General features: G+C 46.4%; 18 protein-coding genes. 10 read left to right on the top strand and 8 right to left on the bottom strand.

The window, feature by feature from the left end; all coding sequences use genetic code 11:
* Positions 1–66: 66 nt before the first annotated feature.
* Entirely contained in the window at positions 67–1,149 is a 1,083-nt protein-coding gene (gene rodA, locus R8N28_RS15185; protein ID WP_065275570.1) for a rod shape-determining protein RodA, read from the bottom strand.
* A gap of 393 nt (positions 1,150–1,542) precedes the next feature.
* Between rodA and R8N28_RS15180 the strand changes: the two genes are divergently transcribed.
* Genes R8N28_RS15180 through R8N28_RS15150 form a run of 7 tightly spaced genes read left to right on the top strand, consistent with a single transcriptional unit; the run spans position 1,543 to position 8,157 of the window.
* Positions 1,543–2,211, top strand: a complete 669-nt coding sequence (locus tag R8N28_RS15180) for a hypothetical protein (RefSeq protein WP_005383200.1) — start codon at positions 1,543–1,545, stop codon at positions 2,209–2,211.
* Positions 2,212–2,220: 9 nt separating this feature from the next.
* Positions 2,221–2,919 (top strand): ABC transporter ATP-binding protein, encoded by a 699-nt coding sequence (locus R8N28_RS15175; RefSeq protein WP_054578576.1) that lies wholly within the window; start codon positions 2,221–2,223, stop codon positions 2,917–2,919.
* Positions 2,907–4,175, top strand: coding sequence for an ABC transporter permease (locus R8N28_RS15170; RefSeq protein WP_318183391.1), 1,269 nt, complete (start codon positions 2,907–2,909; stop codon positions 4,173–4,175). Before R8N28_RS15175 ends, R8N28_RS15170 begins: the two co-directional genes overlap by 13 nt.
* A complete protein-coding gene (locus tag R8N28_RS15165) occupies positions 4,168–4,953 on the top strand; it encodes an outer membrane lipoprotein-sorting protein (protein WP_065275571.1) in 786 nt (261 codons plus the stop codon). Before R8N28_RS15170 ends, R8N28_RS15165 begins: the two co-directional genes overlap by 8 nt.
* A 45-nt stretch (positions 4,954–4,998) precedes the next feature.
* Positions 4,999–6,327, top strand: a complete 1,329-nt coding sequence (locus R8N28_RS15160) for a hypothetical protein (RefSeq protein WP_065275572.1) — start codon at positions 4,999–5,001, stop codon at positions 6,325–6,327.
* Positions 6,328–7,350 (top strand): sensor histidine kinase, encoded by a 1,023-nt coding sequence (locus R8N28_RS15155; protein WP_065275573.1) that lies wholly within the window; start codon positions 6,328–6,330, stop codon positions 7,348–7,350.
* 15 nt (positions 7,351–7,365) lie between these two features.
* The gene (locus R8N28_RS15150) at positions 7,366–8,157 is read left to right on the top strand and encodes a LytR/AlgR family response regulator transcription factor (RefSeq protein ID WP_053303980.1); all 792 of its coding nucleotides are present in this window, start codon (positions 7,366–7,368) and stop codon (positions 8,155–8,157) included.
* A 140-nt stretch (positions 8,158–8,297) separates the two neighbouring features.
* Here the strand turns inward: R8N28_RS15150 and R8N28_RS15145 are convergent, their stop codons facing one another.
* The 4 genes from R8N28_RS15145 to R8N28_RS15130 all read right to left on the bottom strand — a co-directional run bounded on the left by R8N28_RS15145 (position 8,298) and on the right by R8N28_RS15130 (position 11,957).
* Entirely contained in the window at positions 8,298–8,792 is a 495-nt protein-coding gene (locus R8N28_RS15145; protein ID WP_020195057.1) for a peptidylprolyl isomerase, read from the bottom strand.
* Between the two features lie 122 nt (positions 8,793–8,914).
* Positions 8,915–10,576 carry a methyl-accepting chemotaxis protein gene (locus tag R8N28_RS15140; RefSeq protein ID WP_065275574.1) on the bottom strand — a complete coding sequence of 554 codons (1,662 nt, stop codon included), beginning with the start codon at positions 10,574–10,576 and terminating at the stop codon, positions 8,915–8,917.
* A 175-nt stretch (positions 10,577–10,751) separates the two neighbouring features.
* A complete protein-coding gene (locus R8N28_RS15135; RefSeq protein WP_025998548.1) occupies positions 10,752–11,138 on the bottom strand; it encodes a thiol-disulfide oxidoreductase DCC family protein in 387 nt (128 codons plus the stop codon).
* A 24-nt stretch (positions 11,139–11,162) separates the two neighbouring features.
* The gene (locus R8N28_RS15130; protein ID WP_065275575.1) at positions 11,163–11,957 is read right to left on the bottom strand and encodes a DUF4344 domain-containing metallopeptidase; all 795 of its coding nucleotides are present in this window, start codon (positions 11,955–11,957) and stop codon (positions 11,163–11,165) included.
* 862 nt (positions 11,958–12,819) lie between these two features.
* Here R8N28_RS15130 and gltS (R8N28_RS15125) point away from each other — a divergent pair.
* Positions 12,820–14,055 (top strand): sodium/glutamate symporter, encoded by a 1,236-nt coding sequence (gene gltS, locus R8N28_RS15125; RefSeq protein WP_005374448.1) that lies wholly within the window; start codon positions 12,820–12,822, stop codon positions 14,053–14,055.
* Between the two features lie 101 nt (positions 14,056–14,156).
* Here the strand turns inward: gltS (R8N28_RS15125) and R8N28_RS15120 are convergent, their stop codons facing one another.
* The 3 genes from R8N28_RS15120 to R8N28_RS15110 are packed head-to-tail and all read right to left on the bottom strand — an operon-like array spanning position 14,157 to position 16,212.
* Complete coding sequence (locus R8N28_RS15120; RefSeq protein WP_017633815.1) at positions 14,157–14,987, bottom strand: membrane protein; 831 nt, start codon at positions 14,985–14,987, stop codon at positions 14,157–14,159.
* Positions 14,987–15,844, bottom strand: coding sequence for an ABC transporter ATP-binding protein (locus tag R8N28_RS15115; RefSeq protein WP_005383221.1), 858 nt, complete (start codon positions 15,842–15,844; stop codon positions 14,987–14,989). Before R8N28_RS15115 ends, R8N28_RS15120 begins: the two co-directional genes overlap by 1 nt.
* The gene (locus R8N28_RS15110) at positions 15,841–16,212 is read right to left on the bottom strand and encodes a GntR family transcriptional regulator (protein WP_005374444.1); all 372 of its coding nucleotides are present in this window, start codon (positions 16,210–16,212) and stop codon (positions 15,841–15,843) included. Before R8N28_RS15110 ends, R8N28_RS15115 begins: the two co-directional genes overlap by 4 nt.
* Before the next feature lie 413 nt (positions 16,213–16,625).
* Between R8N28_RS15110 and gltS (R8N28_RS15105) the strand changes: the two genes are divergently transcribed.
* Positions 16,626–17,852, top strand: coding sequence for a sodium/glutamate symporter (gene gltS / locus R8N28_RS15105; protein ID WP_065275577.1), 1,227 nt, complete (start codon positions 16,626–16,628; stop codon positions 17,850–17,852).
* Positions 17,853–18,006: 154 nt separating this feature from the next.
* Positions 18,007–18,873 (top strand): glycerol kinase, encoded by an 867-nt coding sequence (locus R8N28_RS15100; RefSeq protein ID WP_065275578.1) that lies wholly within the window; start codon positions 18,007–18,009, stop codon positions 18,871–18,873.
* The last annotated feature ends 2 nt before the right edge of the window (positions 18,874–18,875 follow it).

Raw genomic sequence — 18,875 nt, 5'->3', positions numbered from 1 at the left:
CGCTCATATCGTTGTAAAAAGGCTTCTTTAGGGAAGCCTTTTTTGATCGCTTTTTCTCAAGCAACGCTATGCGTTACGATATTTGGAATAACACAGCGACATGATTACACCAAAACAGATACCTTGAGTTAGCATCGCCGTGCCGCCATAGCTAAAGAAGGGAAGTGGGCTACCCATTACTGGCAACAAGCCACTCACCATGCCCGTATTGATAAAAGCATACAGAAAAAAGCTCATCGCTAATGCGCCACTTACCAGCCGACTAAAAAAGTGGTCAGACTGACATGCAAGCAACATAACGCGTGCAGTGATAAACAAGTACAATGCGAGTAAGACTAAACTGCCAACAAAGCCCCATTCTTCTGCATAGGTCGAAAAAATAAAGTCCGTATGACTTTCTGGAATAAACCCAAGTGTTCCCTGCGTTGCATTCATCCAACCTTTACCTTTCATACCGCCTGAGCCAATCGCAATCAAAGATTGTATGATTTGGTAGCCCGAACCCAGTGGATCGGACTCAGGGTGCAAGAACTGTGTTACACGGCTCTTTTGATAGGTTTCCATAACGAAGAACCATAAAATAGGTGCTAACGTTAAAATGCTCGCAATAAACCCGCAGATTATTTTCCAGCTCATGCCAGCCAAAAACAAAACGAACAATGCATAAATGATGGTAAAAACTGCACCGTCTAAATCCGGTTGTAGCGCGATTAACCCGGCAGGAATCATTGTAATAAGTAAGCAAAACGCAATTTTCCGACTGTCTGGTCGACCTCCTTCAATATGCAGCATCCAGGCGATCATGATTGGAATGGAAAGTTTGATTAGCTCAGACGGTTGAAAGCGGAAGAAGCCGATATCGAGCCAACGTTGAGAGCCATTGGTGCTATCACCAAATAAAGCGACAGCAAGTAGCAGCGCAACCGCAATAATGTAGAGATATGGAGCTGAGCGCTGATAGCTGGACGCTGGAATCGAGGACATGACCAAGATGCAAACTAATGTCAGTCCGCAGCGCGCCAAATGTTTGAAGAGCATCGCCTCATTAAAGCTACTGGCACTCCAGAGAGTGAGCGAACTTAACAGCATGATCGGAATGATCGCCATGAGTAGTGGCAAATCAACTCTTGGGAAATAACGCTTATTCATTTTCAACGACCTAATAACGCACCTATTTTGAGTGCGAAAACAACTAAAACTCGAGGAGTTCAAACTATTCCGATGCTAAGAATCTCGATTTGGAAACAACAGACACCATGCAAAGGTGTGTAAGAAAGGAGAGTGCGACACTGTCTGTTATGGGTAGCTGTGGGATGGATAAATACACTAGCCTCAGATTTTAAGCCAGTGTTTTTATTGTGACTGCCGTAAAAATGTAGAGTTACGAATGAGCGGAATTGTATTTTCTGTTTAAGTGAATGTCATTCATCCTCTCTCAATACCATTCACTCTGCATAACTGCCATTGGTCGCATGCAAAAGCAGCGTGCAACCTTCTCCCTTAATCTGAAACCATCAAATCACGTTCAACTAAGGACAGTACATGATGGTTTCTCAATCTCGCTCAATCAAAGCTCTTAAACTGGCAAGTACTTTTATCGCCGCATTTGCACTCAGCAGCAATCTGGCTCTGGCTAACCCAAGCGAGCGCACGCTCAGTCAATTCAACCAAGCGGCGCAGGGTGACTCTGGTTTAGTTGATACCGTTTACGGCGAATTATCCAAACAACTCGAAGAGCAAGGCGCAACGCCAGTGACCTTGGTGTATTTAGGCAGTGCAGAGACGTTGCAAGGTCGTGAGGCGTTTATGCCTTGGAACAAGATGAAGTTCACCGAGCGCGGTCTTGCCACAATCCAAAAAGGTTTGGATCTAATGGCGAATCAGCCAGTACCACTGCAAGAACAACAGCGCTTACAAGGCTTGCCGGAATATCAATTAGCCACCGCCATGGCAGCCACTACCTTTACTTCTCTGCCAGATATGTTCAATCACTTTGAGCGTGGCTACGAGCTGTACCTTTCTCTGCTCGATGAACCGAGTTTTAGCCAACAACCTTTCGCGGCTACTTCGTGGATTTATCGCTACGCCATTGAAGCGGCACTGCGCGCTGAAGATGTTCAACAAGCCAAAATATGGTTAGCGCAAATGGAGCAATTGGGCGACAGCAATCTAGAAACGCAAACCGCGAAAGCGTTGCTAGCGAAATATTAGGGAGGCGTCATGATCGATTTTAATCAACTTAGTCGCGATTACGCCCTTGGCAGCCAAACGGTACGTGCATTGCGAGACGTGTCTGGTGAAGTGTTTGCCGGCGAAATGGTGGCATTGTGCGGACCGTCTGGCTCAGGCAAAAGCACCTTACTTAACGTGCTTGGCATGCTGGATACTCAATACCAAGGTCAGGTGACATTTGCAGGCAGCCCATACCCAACCGGACAAATGCAAGCGGCGAAAATGCGTCGTGAGAAGCTTGGCTTTGTGTTCCAAAAATTCAACCTTGTACCTGTGATGACAGCGTTAGAGAACGTGGCTTATCCGCTGCATCTCAACGGTTTTTCAAAAGCGGAACAAACCGAGCTCGCCACACAAATGCTAGAGCACGTTGGCTTGGGCGAGTTTATTCATCACATGCCCGATAACTTGTCGGGCGGTCAGCAGCAGCGTGTGGCAATTGCTCGTGCGTTAGTACACAAACCAGCATTGGTGATTGCTGATGAGCCAACCGCAAGCCTTGATAGCCAAACTGCCAACAAGGTCATCGACATTATGAAAGGGCTCGGACACGAGCTAGCCACCACTTTTATCGTCGCCACTCACGATCCTCGCATGGCATCCCGTTGTGATCGAACCATTGAGTTGGTGGATGGAAAAATTACCCAAACGCACGCAAGTGTGGAGGAGGTTTCATGGGCAAGCTAATTCCTGTTTCGGTTCGCCTTGCTTGGTTGAACCTGCAACGCAATCGCCGTCGCAGTTTGTTGTCGATGTTGATCATTGCCATTGCCGTGTTTGCGTTAACCAGTGCGGGCGGTTTTGGTCTGTACACCTACGACAGTTTGAAAGAGTCGACAGCGCGTGACACGGGGCATCTGACATTAACCACTCCGGGTTACTTCGCCAAAGAAGAGGAGATGCCGCTGAGTAACGGGTTAACTCACGCCGACGACATCACCAAGCAATTGATTGGGTTGAATGAAGTGCGAGGTGTGCAGCCACGAGTTGAGTTCAGTGGCTTGATTTCCAACGGCAACAAGTCGTCGATCTTTATCGGTATTGGCGTTAACGAACGCGAATTCGATATGAAAGGACCGTTTTTAGACGTGCGCGAAGGGCAAACGCTGTCCAACATTCATGCATCGCGTTATGACCCAGCAGAGCCGGAAGTGATGCTTGGCGTTGATTTGGCGAACAACTTAAGCGTGCACGTTGGCGATTGGATCACCTTGCTGGCGACCACAACCGACGGTGCATTGAATGCGTATGACTTCAAAGTACGTGGCATCTACTCAACTGGCGTGCCTGAGCTTGATAAACGCCAACTTTACGTACACATCAACAGCGCGCAATCGTTGCTCGGTTCAGACAAAGTCAGTGCGTTATCTGTCTTCCTGTTCGATACCAGTTTAACTAACCAAGTCGAGCAACAAGTGGCTTCGGTGCTGAGTAAGCAAAAGCAGAACTTTGGCGACCAAGATATTGAGATTACGCCTTGGCAAGAGCGCGCGTTCTTCTATCTCAAAGTGAAAGATTTGTACGACCGTATCTTCGGCATCATGGGCGCAGTAATGGCGTTGGTGGTCTTTGTCGCGCTGTTTAACACCATGACCATATCGGTAACGGAACGCACCCGTGAAATTGGCACCTTGTCGGCACTTGGTAGCTACCCTCGCGAAATTATTGCTGGGTTCTTGCGCGAAGCTGGGTTACTTGCCGTGATTGGCAGCTTAATCGGTGCTTTGTTTACGGCGCTAGTCACCGTCTTACTGATGGTGGTGGATGTGCAAATGCCGCCACCGCCAGGACGCACAGAAGGTTATCCATTAACGATTTACTTCTCTTGGGAGCTGGTAGCTATAGCAGGATTTGCAGTATTGATGATTTGTTTGGTTGCGGCGTTTTTCTCGGCGCGCAAAGGGGTGAACAAGCCAATTACGGAGGCACTGATTTATGTTTAATTTCAAATCACTATTACCAATTGCATTGCTGACGGTAACTGGCGTAGCAAGCATGAATGTCAGTGCGAATGAAACAGCACTAGATGCACAGCAAGTTGCGCAATTGATTGAAAAAGCCGACAGCTACCGCTTGCAAGATGATTCCTCCAAAGTGGTGTCACTGGTGCGCTTATATCAAGACCAAGAGTTAGATAAAACCCGTCTTTACCATGTGTACACGCGTCCAAATCGTGAATCGCTGGTGGTGTTCAAATCAGCAGTCGAAGCTGGGCAAAAGATGCTGATGATGGGCGACAACTACTGGCTGCAAATGCCAAAGAGCCGCCGTCCGATTCGCATTACGCCAATGCAGAAGCTGCTTGGTGAAGCGTCTATCGGCGACATCTCAACGCTGACGTGGAGCCAAGATTATCAAGGTGAATGGAAAGCGACAGAAACCGTTTCGGTGAACGGGGAAAGTGTCGCGGCTTATCATCTTGCTTTAACCGCGAAAACCAAAGGGGCAAGCTATCAGAAGATCGATTTGTGGTTGTCTGAGCAAGATGCGTTTCCAATTAAAGCTGATCTCTACTTGCGCTCTGGCAAACTCGCCAAGCAAGCGCAATACGGACGTGCAACTGACAACGGTGAAGACTACGTCAGTGAGATGACCTTGCTTGATAGCATTCAGCCGAGCAAAAAGACCGTTATCGAGTACCAAGAAATCGTGCCTTGGCAGCTGGATAACAAGTTCTACAACCCAAGTTATTTGCCAAAAGCCAACACGACTCAGCTTTAGTCTGAGCTTCGTAAATAGAACCATAAAAACGAGCAAGGAAGTCACATGAAACCGCACCAGCCTAACCTTAACAAAAGCACCAGTTTGTTGATTGCTGCGTCGTTGTGTGTGGGCACAGCAGCCCCAGTTTTTGCCAATGATGAGCTGAGTTTTGAGTGGGATTGGGCTGTCAGTTACGAAACGGCTAAGCAGCGTGATAGCGCATTTATGCAGGCGCAGGGCAGTTCTCGTGATTCACTTAATGCACTGTTGGATGTGCAGGTGAATTATCAAAACTTCAGTGGCTTGTTTGCTCTGTACAGCCAAGGATTGTACCTCAACCAACAAGGAGAGAGTGACTGGTGGAGTGAAGCAGATAATCAACTGTTGATTCGAGAGCTGGCTTGGCTAGGAGAGTGGCAAGTCGGTGACACCACTCTTGATGTGAGTTTGGGTAAGTTGCGCGTGGATTGGGGCGTGGGTTATGGCTACCGACCTTTGGATCTGTTTAAGCCTTATCGACAAAATCCTGTTGGCTTAGTAGCAGAAGAGGGTGCGGGTGTGTTTTCACTTTCACACTACGATATGGCCGGCGAATGGACCGTCATTGCGACGGATTCAAGCTGGGGGCAGCAAGACCAAAGTGCACTGGATCAAGCCGCAGAGCAACAAGGTGTTGGTATTCGTCGTTATGCGCTGGTGGGTGATACCGAGTATCAACTTATTGGTTATTACGATGATGTGCGCCGAGGTTTACTTGGCGCCAGTGCCATCGCCGTGTGGGATGAATCCATCGCCATGCACGGTTCCATGCTGTGGCAAAAGCAAAGTGTCGGCTATCAGTTTCAGCAAGACGATCTTTACCAACCTGTTTCGGTTGAGAAGCAGGGCAGCGCATTCCAAGCCTTGATTGGATTGAACTGGGCAAACCAAGCCGGACACAACGTGATTGCTGAATATTGGTACGACAGCCGAGCATGGTCGAAAAGCGAATGGCAACAAGCAATAGAGCGTGGCGAACTACTCTCTGAAACCATTAATCACCAAACGTCTCTACTTGCAACAAGCTACGCCCAAGGGTTTCAGCATGCCAATATCGTTCAGCATAACGTAATGCTGCACTGGAGTTGGGATGTAGAAGCATGGGCTGCAAGGAACGGCGAAGCGGATATGGGCTGGCTAAGTGATGTAACCCCTACGTTGGATGTGATGCTGTCGCCACAAGATGGTGGTGTGATCGTCACGCAGTGGCTTAACTACCAATGGATTGATACTGGCGATCAAAGTGTAGAAGTGGAAGTTGCCGCACGCTTTTTAACCGGAGACGACCAATCTGCTTACGCACAAATCAATGATAAGCATATGATTGTATTTAATATCAAAGGGAAATTCTAAATGTGTTCAGCAAAATCAGTGGTGAAAAGTGGATGGCCGCGTAGCTTATTAGTGACCACGGCATTTTGTCTCTTTATCGCAGCAATGACGCTCTCGGTTTGGGGCGGTCCATTCTACATTCATGTGGTGGTTAGCTTTGGATTTGGCTATTCGGCAATCTTCTTCTCATGGCTTGTCGACCGCCTGTTTCCTACCATTCCTCGTTTGGCAGAAGTGGCTATCTCTTTGACGGCTTGCCTATTGTTTGGTGTGGTGAACGCCCAGCTTTGGCTTGGGGAATACTTCGGTATCTCAAGTATGCTGTCGGTTGGTCTCATGGGCTTGTTATTCAGTGCCATGTGCTTTTTCTATTTCTACTCACGCGAGCAACATGCGATCGCTCAAAGAGAGTTAGAGGCCATCAAACGCGAGAAAGCAGAGCAAGATCGTGCGCTGTTACTGAGTCAGCTTAAGCAGATGCAAAGCCAGATTGAACCGCATTTTCTATTCAATACCTTGGCGAATATCAGCGCGCTCATGTCGCAAGATGTCGATAAAGCTAAGCTGATGCTAGAACAGTTAACCGCGCTGCTGCGAGCAACGCTCAAAAGCTCGCGTGAAGAGCACACCACCATAGACAATGAAACGGCGTTAATTGAGGCTTACTTAGGCATCCAGCAAACCCGTTTAGGTGACCGACTCAGTTACAAGATTGAGGTGGAAGAGGGGCTAGGCAGAACCGAATTACCGCCGATGATGCTCCAACCTTTAATCGAAAACGCCATCATCCATGGTATTGAACCGAAGCGAGAAGGTGGCGAAGTCAGCTTGTTCATTAAGCGCGAACAGCAGAACTTGAAGATTGAAGTCAGAGACACAGGTGTTGGCTTAAATCACGTGAGTGGGCACATGGGCTCTGGCGTGGGTCTAAGTAATCTCAAGCAGCGAGTGGAAGCTTTGTTCGCCGGGCAAGGAGAGGTTTCTATCAGTGAGTCTGCTCAGGGTGGCGTATGTGTTCGCCTGAGCTGGCCAATGGAATCGTAATCAAGGAAGAAAGGAATGAATACAGGGTTTACTGCCATTATTGCTGATGATGAACCGCTATTGAGGCGTCATCTTGATAAAAGCCTAGCTGAAGTGTGGCCAGAGCTAGAGGTAATAGCTAAAGTCGCCGATGGTGAACAAGCGTTGCAAGCCATTGAGCAAAGCCAACCTGACATTGCGTTTCTTGATATTCGTATGCCAGTTTTGGATGGCATGACATTAGCGCAAAAACTCAATCAACTCGCCAACCCGCCTTTGATTGTATTTGTTACCGCGTACGATGATTACGCCATAAAAGCCTTTGAGCAAAATGCCGCCGATTATTTGCTCAAGCCTATCTCGGATGAGCGCCTCCTGACGACGTGTGAAAGAGTGAAAGCACGCCTTGCTAAGCGAGAGCAAGAAAGCAGTAATGTGCAGATGAGCAGCCTGTTAGAACAGTTGCAGCAATTATCCGCGCCACAAACACCGCAATACCTTCAGTGGATCAAAGCGACGCAAGGGGAAGATATTCATCTGATTGCCACGTCTGATGTGTTGTATTTCAAAGCGGAAGAAAAATACGTTTCTGTGTATGCCCAACAAGGACAAGGCAAAGTGCAGGAGTATTTGATTCGTACATCGTTGAAAGAGTTGATAGGGCAGCTTAACCCAGAACAGTTCTGGCAAGTGCACCGTTCAAGCGTGGTGCAAGTGTGCAAAATTAGCAAAGTAAACAAAGACTTTGCTGGCAGAATGTTTGTGCACGTTGGAGAAACTAAGCTCCCTGTGAGCCGTGCATCTCAAAGTTTGTTCAAAGGGATGTAATCGCTAGAACTGCTCACTCTTTACACTGTAAACTCGCTGCTCATTTGTTTCAGCAACGAAAACAAAACGCGCCTAAGTCATATAACGTTAGGCGCTTTTATTGTTTTATAGCGACGATTTCTCTGCAGAGGCGAATGGGTTTATTCGCTGATCGTCACTTTCTCGATAATGATTGGATCGCATGGCACATCATCGTGACCAAGCTTAGAGGTCGTTTTCACTTTCGCGATGCGGTTTACGACATCCATACCCGCGGTCACTTTACCAAACACGGCGTAGCCCCAGCCTAGGTTGGTAGTTGCGGTGTGGTCTAGGAAATCGTTGTCTTCCAGGTTAATGAAGAACTGTGCCGTTGCAGAGTGCGGTGCATCGGTACGCGCCATTGCGATAGTGCCAACAAGGTTCTTTAGACCACGGTTTGCTTCGTTTGCGATTGGGGCGCGTGTTGGCTTTTCTGCCATGTCTTCGGTATGACCGCCACCTTGGATCATAAAGCCGTCGATAACGCGGTGGAAAATGGTGCCGTTGTAGAAGCCATCTTCACAGTATTTTTTGAAGTTCTTTGAGCTAACTGGTGCTCGTTCTAGGTTCAGTTCAATCTCGATGTCACCGAAATTGGTGGTCATAATAATCATCTGGTTTTGCCCTTGTAGGTGCTAAGTTGGCGGCATTATAGCTAAGTCGTATGAGGATAGCAGAAATAAAAACAGCGACGTTTTGGCGTCGCTGTTTGCAAGATGTAAGGGGGAGGAAAGCGTTAAACCGTAAAGCGACCGACCAAGTCGTACAGTTCGTTGGCTTTGTGGTTAAGGTTGCCACTGCCTGCTCGGTTTTGGTTGGCAAGGTGTGCCGATTGGCTGCTTTGTTGAGAGATGACTTCGATACGTTGTGAAATCTCTTGGCCAACTTGGCTTTGCTCTTCAGTTGCCGTTGCGATAAGCGTGTTCATGTCCATGATGTTAGCAATTGCGGCTTGGATTTCTTGCAGTGCGGCAGAGGCTGCTCGTGCTTCCTCAACCGTTGCTTCACCACGCGCTTGGCTTGAGCCCATGGCTTTCACTGCCGCATCCGAGCCAGACTTCAATTGCTCAATCATTTGGTGAATTTCGCCTGTGCTGTCTTGAGTGCGACTCGCCAGTTTACGAACCTCATCGGCAACGACTGCGAAGCCGCGACCTTGTTCGCCTGCACGGGCTGCTTCAATGGCTGCGTTCAGTGCCAATAGGTTAGTTTGCTCGGCTATATCCTGAATCACTTCCAGAGAAGAAGAAATGTTTTTTACGTCGCTCTCTAAACGAGAAATCACCGTGCTGGCTTCCGACACCTCTAGCGCGAGTGCTTCGACAGAGTTCGCTGCTGAATCAACAATGTGTTTTGCTTGTTGTGAGTTTTCATCGGCGTCTCTGGCTGATTGCGCTGCTTGGTTAGCGTTGTTTGAAATCTCGTGCGCCGTTGCTGTCATCTCGGTCATTGCCGCAGCGACCTGTTCGGTTTCTTCACGTTGACCTGAAGCTAACTCGTCCACTTGCGATGCACGCTGTGACATCTCGTTGGTCTCTGAAACCACTTCTTGTCCGACATGGCTAACACTCTTGATGATGCCTTGCAGGCTTTCAACGAAGATATTGAAGTTGCGGCTCAGCTGCGTGAACTCCGGCACGCTAGATTCTTCCATGCGCGCTGTTAAATCTGCATCGCCTTGTGCGAAAGAGTGGATTGAGGCATCAAACTGCTCAATAGGTTTCATGATGCTGCGGTTAACAAATACGGCAAAGACTGCAACTATCGCTGTTATCGAGGCACAAAACAGGGCTATCGCAGTTAGTGTGGTGTTGAGATCTTCGTGTGCGGCTTTTTCCATGTCTGCCACAATGGCGTCGATATCGTCCGTGTAGAAACCCGTTCCCAACATCAAGTCCCATTCAGGAATAAAGACTGAGTAGCTGAGTTTCGGTAGTGCTTCACTCTGACCGAGTTTCGGGAAGTAATAAGTCGTGAACTCACCAGTTTTGGCATTTTTTAGCAAATCCTGAATCAGGTAATTGCCTTTCTTGTCCTGCAAGTTATAGAAGTTTTCCCCGATGCCTTTGGTGTTTTTACCCACCACGACGCGAACGCCTTTTGAATCATAACCAAAGATGTAGCCGGATTGACCAAACTCTAGTTGTTTCAAGATAGGCAGAGCCTCTTCCAGTGGGGCATTTTGTGCGAGTAGTGGCTCGACAGCGGAACGCGCCATTTGCACGTAACTTTTGAGTTCGGCTTTTTTCATCTCCATCATTCGACTTCGAGTTTGCTCAATCTCGTGCTCGTTGTAGGCAGTGGTTTGTAGGTAGGTGAACCACATCATGCCTATTGCCATAGTTAGAATTGGAATTATTGAAAGGATATATAGTCGTTTTCTGATCGTCAGATTCATAGAGACGTCCTTCTCTCGGCGCAGCGTTACAAGTGACAAGCTGAATAAGCTTACCTGATAAAAGTGTTAATACTTATTGTTGTAATGCTTAGAGATTAACCGAGTTACTCAATCAGAAGTACTGGAAATTTGTAAATCTAGACGAAGGTCGTAGCATTTTTAAGCGGGATCACAATTAACGTGAACAAGACCCACTATTGCAACGAGAAGTCCCTGTTAACCAATATGAGACGCGATACCTATTCTTTGCGAATTTGAGGTAAAGCCAGTCAGCAACAGGTTTAACGAGGCGCCAACGCAGTGGAGCGTAGAGCCAACCGCGACCAACTAATTGCCACGCACGATGAGTCACGTCCAACCCAAGCAGAAGCTCCCCCTTTTCGTTGAGGGCGTGCAAAATGGTGTTGGCTTGTTCAGGAGCGATCTGAGGATAATCTGCGAATGCATCACTATAGATATCGACGGTTTTGATGTGCTGCTTGGCATCGCGTTGTTTTAGCGCCTTCATCTCTTTGGCACAAAGCGGGCAGGTTCCGTCATAAAATATGGTGAGTTTTGTCATTGCGGTCTTCTTGTTTGAGATTTTCTAATCGCTTTTACGTGGCGAATTTTCTTTTGGTTCATTGTTTTGCAAGTAATGCAGCCAATTGTCGCGAATGTTGCCGTAATTGAATTGGCAGAACTCTTTGCGATCACGCAGGTAGTCTTTTTCTACTTCATCGAGTAAGGCTTTGTATTGCTCCGGATCACTACCGTACACCAAACATAACGTTGAAAAGTAACGCTGCAAATCAAAGCTGTGTTCGTCAATGTACTCGCCAAAATCGTAGTAGTCCGGTCTGTCGTCGGATTCGAATGCGAACATGTCGGCGGCGCTAATGGCCATATCTGCGCCATCTTCTAGGAAGTCAATCATTAAAATAGTGGCAAAATTATCGACCGCATCTTCTTCTTTTCCGAGAACAGGGATGCTTTGATCTTCGATGTAAGCATGTCCAGCTTCATGAAGTAAAGTGTGCAATAACGTATCTAGCGCCCCTGTTTTTGGGGATTTTCCGAAGCGTTCTTCATACTGATTATTGGAGAAGTAATTGAGCGACTCCAAATAAAAAGTGTAAGGAACGTATATTGTGTGTGTATCAGGATCATACATTGGACCATCTTCGCCACCGTAAACCAGCGTGAGAGCTTTATCAAATGGAAAGTAGGCCTGAGATAGCTCAGCAAAGATGGTGTTTACATCGCTGCTTTGAATAGATTGTTGGGCTATTTTTTCATGAGTTGTCTCTACGGGAGAATATTGAATACGAATGTTTTCAGCTGCTGTAGCTGATGAGGCTATGCTGAGTAATAGCGCAGGGCAAAGCGAATGAATGTTCATGTGGGACTCTTGTTATTGAATAACTTGTATAAAAAATTATACATGTTTTTGTCTGATGCATAGTTGGGGTTGTACTCATTAGCCAAAGTCGGGACGTCGGTCTCGAAAAGCAATCATGATAACATCGCATATTTCGGCTGCTTGGTTCTCTAGGGCGTTTATCAAGACCTCTTGGATAAGAACGGCGGTGAAGTTATTAGCTATGAATCGTATTCTAAGAAGCTTACTGAGTAACTGTGCTTCGATCTTTATCTGTGAAAATGATAATAGGCAGTTAATCATTGCAAGGTTTAACCATGGGGTTGGTGAATGTCACTGAATTGAAGAAAATTATCAGCGATATGTTATAATCCTGCTCCGTTGTAACGAAAACGTTTGTTGCAGCCTGAGAGTTTCCTTGGATTCGGCTCGTTTATACACCATGAGCCAGAGTTGAAAAGCTACGACAGGAACAGGCAAACCCAATTGTTTTGAACGCGCTCTCGGCGTTTAGCGGTTACAACGGGAAGGAACTTTGTTTGATAGTAATTGACACATTCTGTTTAAGTAAGGGAGCCCGAAGTGGTTCAGAAAGTGTCACCCAGAATTTACTCACAACACGACACCCCAAGCGATAACGCACAGGTATTGCGAGGGGCCATTTGAAGGAGCTGTATCAGCTCCTTTCACATTTAAGGGCTTGCTAACAGCGTAAAAACTGACACATCGCTTAAGGAGCGCCCCTTAAACTAGCCTAAGGCGCATCTACACCAACTTTTTGAGTATTTTCGAAACAATAAAGCGAGAAAATTTGCTATTGAACGAAGGTTAAACTAACACTCATTCATTACGGAGAATGAAGAGAACAATAATAAGAGGCGATATGAATCATTTAATATCTGTAGGTGCACTGGAGTCCTTCTTGGTCGCAATCAGTGTGCTTTTCCTGGGGCATTTTATTAATGCTAAGCTACCGATTTTAAAGAAATTCAACATACCTGAGCCGATTGTAGGTGGTCTTATTGTGGCCTGCATGATTACTGCTCTTCATTTCAACGGCATCGATTTAGAGTTCGACTTGCCATTACAAAATACGTTTATGTTAATGTTTTTTGCGACAGTTGGTTTGGCCGCAAATTACACTCAGTTGATGAAAGGAGGTGCGAAGGTTTTTATCTTCTTAGCTGTCGCATCGTTTTACATCATCATACAAAACGGCGTTGGCGTTTCACTTGCGGCGGCGCTCGGTTTAGATCCTTTGATGGGGTTAATTGCTGGCTCGATTACTCTGTCAGGTGGTCATGGTACAGGTGCTGCGTGGTCACAAACCTTTCAAGACGTGTATGGATTGGATAACGTCTTAGAAATTGCAATGGCATCAGCGACTTTTGGTTTGATCATCGGCGGTATCATTGGTAGTCCTGTAGCGCAGCGCCTGGTCGAAAAGAACAGCATAGAGTCTGAGTATGGTCGTGGTGGTCGAGATGCCAAAACTCACGAGAAATTCCCGGAGTTGGTGACTTACAATGAATACGAAGAAGATAAAGTAACGGCGAAAAAAGTGGTGGAGAAACTCTTCTTCCTACTGATCTGTGTTACTGGGGCCAAGTATGTCGAGCAATGGGTAAGCACGTATGAAATCTCATGGCTGATGATTCCAGACTTCGTATATGCACTATTCATTGGTGTGATCATTACGAATTTCTTGGAAGTGACCAAGATTCGTAAGTTAGATGCCGAAACGGTCGATATGTTAGGTACGGTATCGCTATCTCTGTTCCTAGCGATGGCTCTGATGAGCTTGAAGTTATGGAATATCTTCGATCTAGCGATTCCATTCTTGGTTATTTTAGCTGTGCAGTCTGTCGTCTTAGCTATCTTTACGTACTATGTTACGTTCAAAGTGATGGGAAGCAACTACGATGCTGCGGTTATTGCAGGGGGGCACTGCGGTTTTGGCTTGGGTGCAACCCCAACAGCCGTAATGAACATGGGTTCAATCGTTAACCGATTTGGCCCGTCGCCACAAGCATTTATGGTGGTGCCAATTGTGGGCGCTTTCTTTATCGACATCGTCAACTTAATTATCTTGCAAGGCTACATTTCATTCCTTGGTTAAAGTTAAGTGGATGAGCTCCTAGAGGCGAAATAAAAACGGTCACAACACAGGTTGTGACCGTTTTTTTATGGCTCGATTTTGGCCGTTTATCGGACGACGGATTATTGAATGGTTCGGCTGAACTTGAGGCTAGCTGTCCAACCAAGAATACCAATGAAGGCGTAAATGCCAACGTTTAACCAACCCGCTTGAGGAATGGTATTGAATGGGTTTGGTGTAATAATGGCGTGCAGCGGAAGGTAAAGCACTTCGGAGAAAAAGTGATCTAGCCCGTAGTAACCAAAAAGTGCGATAGGCATCCAACGTAGCGCATAAATGGCGATAAACAAAATGACCAGTGGTGAGTTCACTTTTTGTGAAATAGCCATCGCAGTTAATGCCAGCGGTAACAGCAGAATACCGGCGAACAACATTCTGATTAAAAACTCTCCCCAATGCAGCAGCACGTAACCTAACGAGGCTTGGCGGTACAATAAAGCCAATTGGTGATCAGTAGAGATGTTCAGCAACCACAACATTAAATTTGCAGCGAGTACGAGCACCGAGCAGACGAGCGGAATCACCAATAAGCCAAACCCTAGCTTCACTAAATGGGTTTTTATGTCACTGACAGGCATACTGCGCCAAAACATAATGCTGCCTTCCGCCCGTTCTTTGCGTAGCGTTCTTGGGAAGTACTGAACGGCTAACAAGATAGACAGCAGCCCTGCTCCTCCGGTAATCAACATATTGACGTCATCACCAAGCTCTCTGTGAATGTCACTGACATCGCCACCAAAGCTCATTTGGAAAAACATATTGTGTTGTAGAGTATCGTTACTCATTAAACTCACAAAGAGAATAACTCCACACGCCAACACAAACAGTGGAATACGTAAAACAAGAGGGTTTTCTAACCACTCTTTTTGCAACATCGCGACAACTGAACGCATTACGCTGCCTCCTTCTGCAATGCTAAAAATAGATCCGCTAACTTCACCCCATGGATGGAACCCATTGTTTCTGCTTGTTGGGCATACTGGGCTTTGAGTAACCATTTCGTTGAACCGAGGCCTTTTTGTGACGAGAGTGGGTTCATCGCTTCAATTTGTGTGCGGTGCTCGTCGTTGGCTTCAAGAATGAAATAGTCTTCACTGATACTGTCCATCGAGGTTTGCAGAACGGGGCGACCATGCTTAAGAATCAGAACATCTGTCAGCAAGTGCTCAATCTCTGATACTTCATGACTGGCGATGATCAACACGCGCTCGCCGTCGTGAAACCATTCCAATAAGTGACGATAAAACGTCTCGCGATACACGAGATCTAACCCGAGTGTCGGTTCATCCAATATGAGGATTTGGGTGTTGGTCGCGATCACAATCGCGAGGTGTAATTGCACCTTCATCCCTTTGGATAAAGATTTGATGCGCGCACGAGGTTTGATGTCCGTTTGACGAAGTAGCGTATCTGCTTGGGCGCGATTGAACCCTGGATGCACGCCCTCGGTATAGTTAAGCAGTTGAGCAACGGTCATCCAATCTGGCAGAACGTTGACATCCGAGATGTAGGATAAGCTCTGCATTATCTTGTCGCGTTGCATAATAGGTTCAAATCCGTTGATACGAATAGTGCCCTGATATTCATGTGCACCGAGTAGGGCATTAATAAGCGTTGATTTACCTGCGCCATTATGGCCGAGTAAGCCAAGTACTTGTCCTGCATGTAGGTCGAAACTCACTTCATGCAGTGCTTCTCCTTGTTGCTGATATTGCTTGGAGACGTTGTTTACACTGACTAATGCGCTCATTGGTCACCTTTCAAGTGTGGTTTTAGTTGTTGAATGAATTCGTCGAGTGACATATCCAGACGCTGTATTGTGTCGGCTATCTGCGGAATTTGTTGCTGAAGAAAACGTGCCTTCTCGTCTGCGAGTAATTTGAGCTTTGCTCCTGAAGCGACAAACATACCTTGACCGCGTTTTTTCTCCACTAGCCCGTCATCAACAAGCAATTGATAGCCTTTCATAACGGTGAGGTGGTTAATTTTCATATCTGCAGAGATGCTACGGACGGAGGGCAGAGCATCGCCTTCTTGCCAGACACCTTGCAGTATTTGCTGCGTGATCTGGTCTGCCAACTGTCGAAATATCGGTTGGCGATCATGCCAATTAGTCATGAGTGAATCTCTTGGTTGAGATGGTGTTATATATATGTATAACACCTAGTGCGTTAGAGAGAAAGTAATAATTTAAAACCTAGTGTATCCGCCTGTCTTATTCGCTCTAAATATCCACCTATGTGGTCGTTGTTTTGAGGTTTTGTTTTATATGGAAATTAATTGCTTCTCATAAGTTGAGAAGTGTTGTTTTTCTCTTCCCATCAATACACTTATCGCCTGTTCTAAATGAATATTCTCACTGAATGATAATTAGCATAATTTTAGGTCTGCCTATTTCTTACTTGATGAGAATCAATGGTCAAAGAGGCCTAGAAAACAAAAGTTTCGAGAGGCAATCTGACTGGCTTAGGCACCTATCTCACGTTGAGCGCGTGCTCAATGAATGAGAAAGAGTAGAGTAAAGAGGTCTCATGAATCAGGTAATATCTATCGGCCCACAGGAGTCGTTCCTCGTCGCAATTTGCGTGTTGTTTTTAGGGCAGTTCATCAATACCAAGTTACCAACCTTAAAAAAATTTAATATTCCAGAGCCAATTGTTGGTGGTCTAGTGGTCGCTTGCGTCATCACGACGATGCACTTAAACGGTGTGGATGTTTCCTTTGATTTACCACTGCAAAACGTCTTTATGCTGATGTTTTTTGCAACCGTTGGCTTAGCGGCAAATTACACCCAACTGATTAAAGGCGGTGCGAAGGTTTTCATCTTCCTAGTTGTGGCATCGGTCTACATTCTTATCCAAAATGCGGTCGGCGTGTCCTTAGCAACAGCGTTGGGGTTAGATCCACTCATGGGGTTGATCGCCGGATCCATTACGCTTTCTGGCGGACATGGAACGGGAGCTGCGTGGTCGCAAACTTTTCAAGAAATGTATGGTTTGCATAATGTTCTAGAGGTGGCAATGGCTTCTGCTACATTTGGCTTGGTGATGGGCGGGATTATTGGCAGCCCTGTTGCACAAAAGCTACTAAACAAACACAACTTGGAATCGGAATACGGACGCACCAATCAAAGTCATCAGAGTTTCCCTGAACTGGTGACGTACAACGAACATGAGGAAGATCGTGTCACAGCGAAAAGAGTCGTTGAAAGCTTGTCCATCATTCTACTTTGCGTGACAGGCGCGAAGTATCTCGAGAGCTGGGTAAGCAGTTTTGACATCAAGTGGTTAATGATTCCCGATTTTGTTTATGCGCTGTTTATTGGTGTTGTTATCACTAACATCATGGAAGTGACGAAGGCGCGCAAGGTTGATTTAGAAACCGTTGATATTCTTGGCACGGTTGCACTATCTCTATTTCTTGCCATGGCCTTGATGAGTTTGAAATTGTGGAATATTTTCGATCTTGCGATCCCATTCCTTATTATTCTTGCTATTCAGTCGGCAGTGTTGGCGATGTTCACTTACTACGTAACATTCCGCATGATGGGAGGCAACTACGATGCGGTGGTGATCGCTAGCGGACACTGCGGTTTTGGGTTAGGTGCTACACCGACTGCGGTCATGAATATGGGCTCCATCGTGAGTCGATATGGTCCATCACCACAAGCATTTATGGTGGTTCCAATTGTCGGTGCATTCTTCATCGACATTGTGAATTTAGTGATTTTGCAAGGATGCATCGCTTTTATTAAATAACATTCGCTTTTTTACCGAAATAACAAAGCCAGCACCTATACGCTGGCTTTGCTATTTGTAACACGAAATCTTGTTTGCCTGACTTCAAGCCGTGAAATCAATGCGTTACTATGACGACATAGTGTTCAATTTTGCAGCAGCATGAGGTACCCACATGTCTGAAAAAATATCGACGTCGGCATTAGCGAAAATGCGCAAGGTAGAAGCTAAGCTGCTGTTTGCCGATCTCAAACGTGCAGGCTACATCGTTCGCCAAGATGAAAAGTGGATTTTGACCGAAGAAGGGGCAAAGTTTGGCGGTGAGTATGTGGATCACCCTAAATTTGGCCAGTTCATCGTCTGGCCGACCAACTTACATATTGAGCTGACTCCCAGCTTAGGAAAAACATTGAGCGCGACACAACTGGGTGAAAAGCTGAAATTGAATGCGAAGCGCATGAATCAGCTTTTGAGTGAACTGGGTTGGTTGACCAAATCCGAAGAGGGATGGAGTGTCACTGAAGCTGGTGTGCGCGCTGGTGGACAGCAAAGAACCGATAAAGAAACACAAAATACCTTTGTCGTATGGCACGATGTGGTGCTGCGTAACAAGCGTCTTAAGCAGTCTGTCATTGAGTTTTTAGGGCAAGACGCGGAGTCACATTCTACGGATAAATCGTACTCAAGCTTTCGCCAAAAATTTGAAGCCAAGCACCGAACATTAGATGGGCATTACGTACGCTCTAAGGGGGAGTTGCTCATCGACAACTGGCTGTACTTGGCTGGTGTTGTGCACGCTTATGAGCGTCAGTTGCCGATTGACCAAGATGTCACTAGCGATTTTTACTTGCCAGGTGGCAAAGTCTATTTGCAATTTTGGGGAAGTGACGATGGGGAGATGGCTCAGGCCGACCGTGAGACCATTCGTACTGTTTATGAGCAGCATCATTTCAATCTTATCGAAGTCGAACCGAGTGAACTAGACAAGTTGGATGAAGTGCTTCCTAAGCGTCTTCGTCAGTTTGGTATTAAAGCTTATTGACG

It is taken from the genome of Vibrio sp. Vb1554, from assembly GCF_033344235.1.
Note: the sequence above shows the minus strand (reverse complement) of the source record. Positions and strands in the feature narration are given on the sequence as shown.

Excerpts from the sequence above, each read along its gene's own strand:
- R8N28_RS15110 (WP_005374444.1), bottom strand. The coding sequence starts at position 16,212 with ATGACTAATTGGCATGATCGCCAACCGATATTTCGACAGTTGGCAGAC.
- gltS (WP_065275577.1), top strand. The coding sequence starts at position 16,626 with ATGAATCAGGTAATATCTATCGGCCCACAGGAGTCGTTCCTCGTCGCA.
- R8N28_RS15165 (WP_065275571.1), top strand. The coding sequence starts at position 4,168 with ATGTTTAATTTCAAATCACTATTACCAATTGCATTGCTGACGGTAACT.
- R8N28_RS15175 (WP_054578576.1), top strand. The coding sequence starts at position 2,221 with ATGATCGATTTTAATCAACTTAGTCGCGATTACGCCCTTGGCAGCCAA.
- R8N28_RS15170 (WP_318183391.1), top strand. The coding sequence starts at position 2,907 with ATGGGCAAGCTAATTCCTGTTTCGGTTCGCCTTGCTTGGTTGAACCTG.
- R8N28_RS15115 (WP_005383221.1), bottom strand. The coding sequence starts at position 15,844 with ATGAGCGCATTAGTCAGTGTAAACAACGTCTCCAAGCAATATCAGCAA.
- R8N28_RS15135 (WP_025998548.1), bottom strand. The coding sequence starts at position 11,138 with ATGACAAAACTCACCATATTTTATGACGGAACCTGCCCGCTTTGTGCC.
- rodA (WP_065275570.1), bottom strand. The coding sequence starts at position 1,149 with ATGAATAAGCGTTATTTCCCAAGAGTTGATTTGCCACTACTCATGGCG.
- R8N28_RS15130 (WP_065275575.1), bottom strand. The coding sequence starts at position 11,957 with ATGAACATTCATTCGCTTTGCCCTGCGCTATTACTCAGCATAGCCTCA.
- R8N28_RS15155 (WP_065275573.1), top strand. The coding sequence starts at position 6,328 with ATGTGTTCAGCAAAATCAGTGGTGAAAAGTGGATGGCCGCGTAGCTTA.
- R8N28_RS15180 (WP_005383200.1), top strand. The coding sequence starts at position 1,543 with ATGATGGTTTCTCAATCTCGCTCAATCAAAGCTCTTAAACTGGCAAGT.
- gltS (WP_005374448.1), top strand. The coding sequence starts at position 12,820 with ATGAATCATTTAATATCTGTAGGTGCACTGGAGTCCTTCTTGGTCGCA.
- R8N28_RS15145 (WP_020195057.1), bottom strand. The coding sequence starts at position 8,792 with ATGATTATTATGACCACCAATTTCGGTGACATCGAGATTGAACTGAAC.
- R8N28_RS15120 (WP_017633815.1), bottom strand. The coding sequence starts at position 14,987 with ATGCGTTCAGTTGTCGCGATGTTGCAAAAAGAGTGGTTAGAAAACCCT.
- R8N28_RS15160 (WP_065275572.1), top strand. The coding sequence starts at position 4,999 with ATGAAACCGCACCAGCCTAACCTTAACAAAAGCACCAGTTTGTTGATT.
- R8N28_RS15140 (WP_065275574.1), bottom strand. The coding sequence starts at position 10,576 with ATGAATCTGACGATCAGAAAACGACTATATATCCTTTCAATAATTCCA.
- R8N28_RS15100 (WP_065275578.1), top strand. The coding sequence starts at position 18,007 with ATGTCTGAAAAAATATCGACGTCGGCATTAGCGAAAATGCGCAAGGTA.
- R8N28_RS15150 (WP_053303980.1), top strand. The coding sequence starts at position 7,366 with ATGAATACAGGGTTTACTGCCATTATTGCTGATGATGAACCGCTATTG.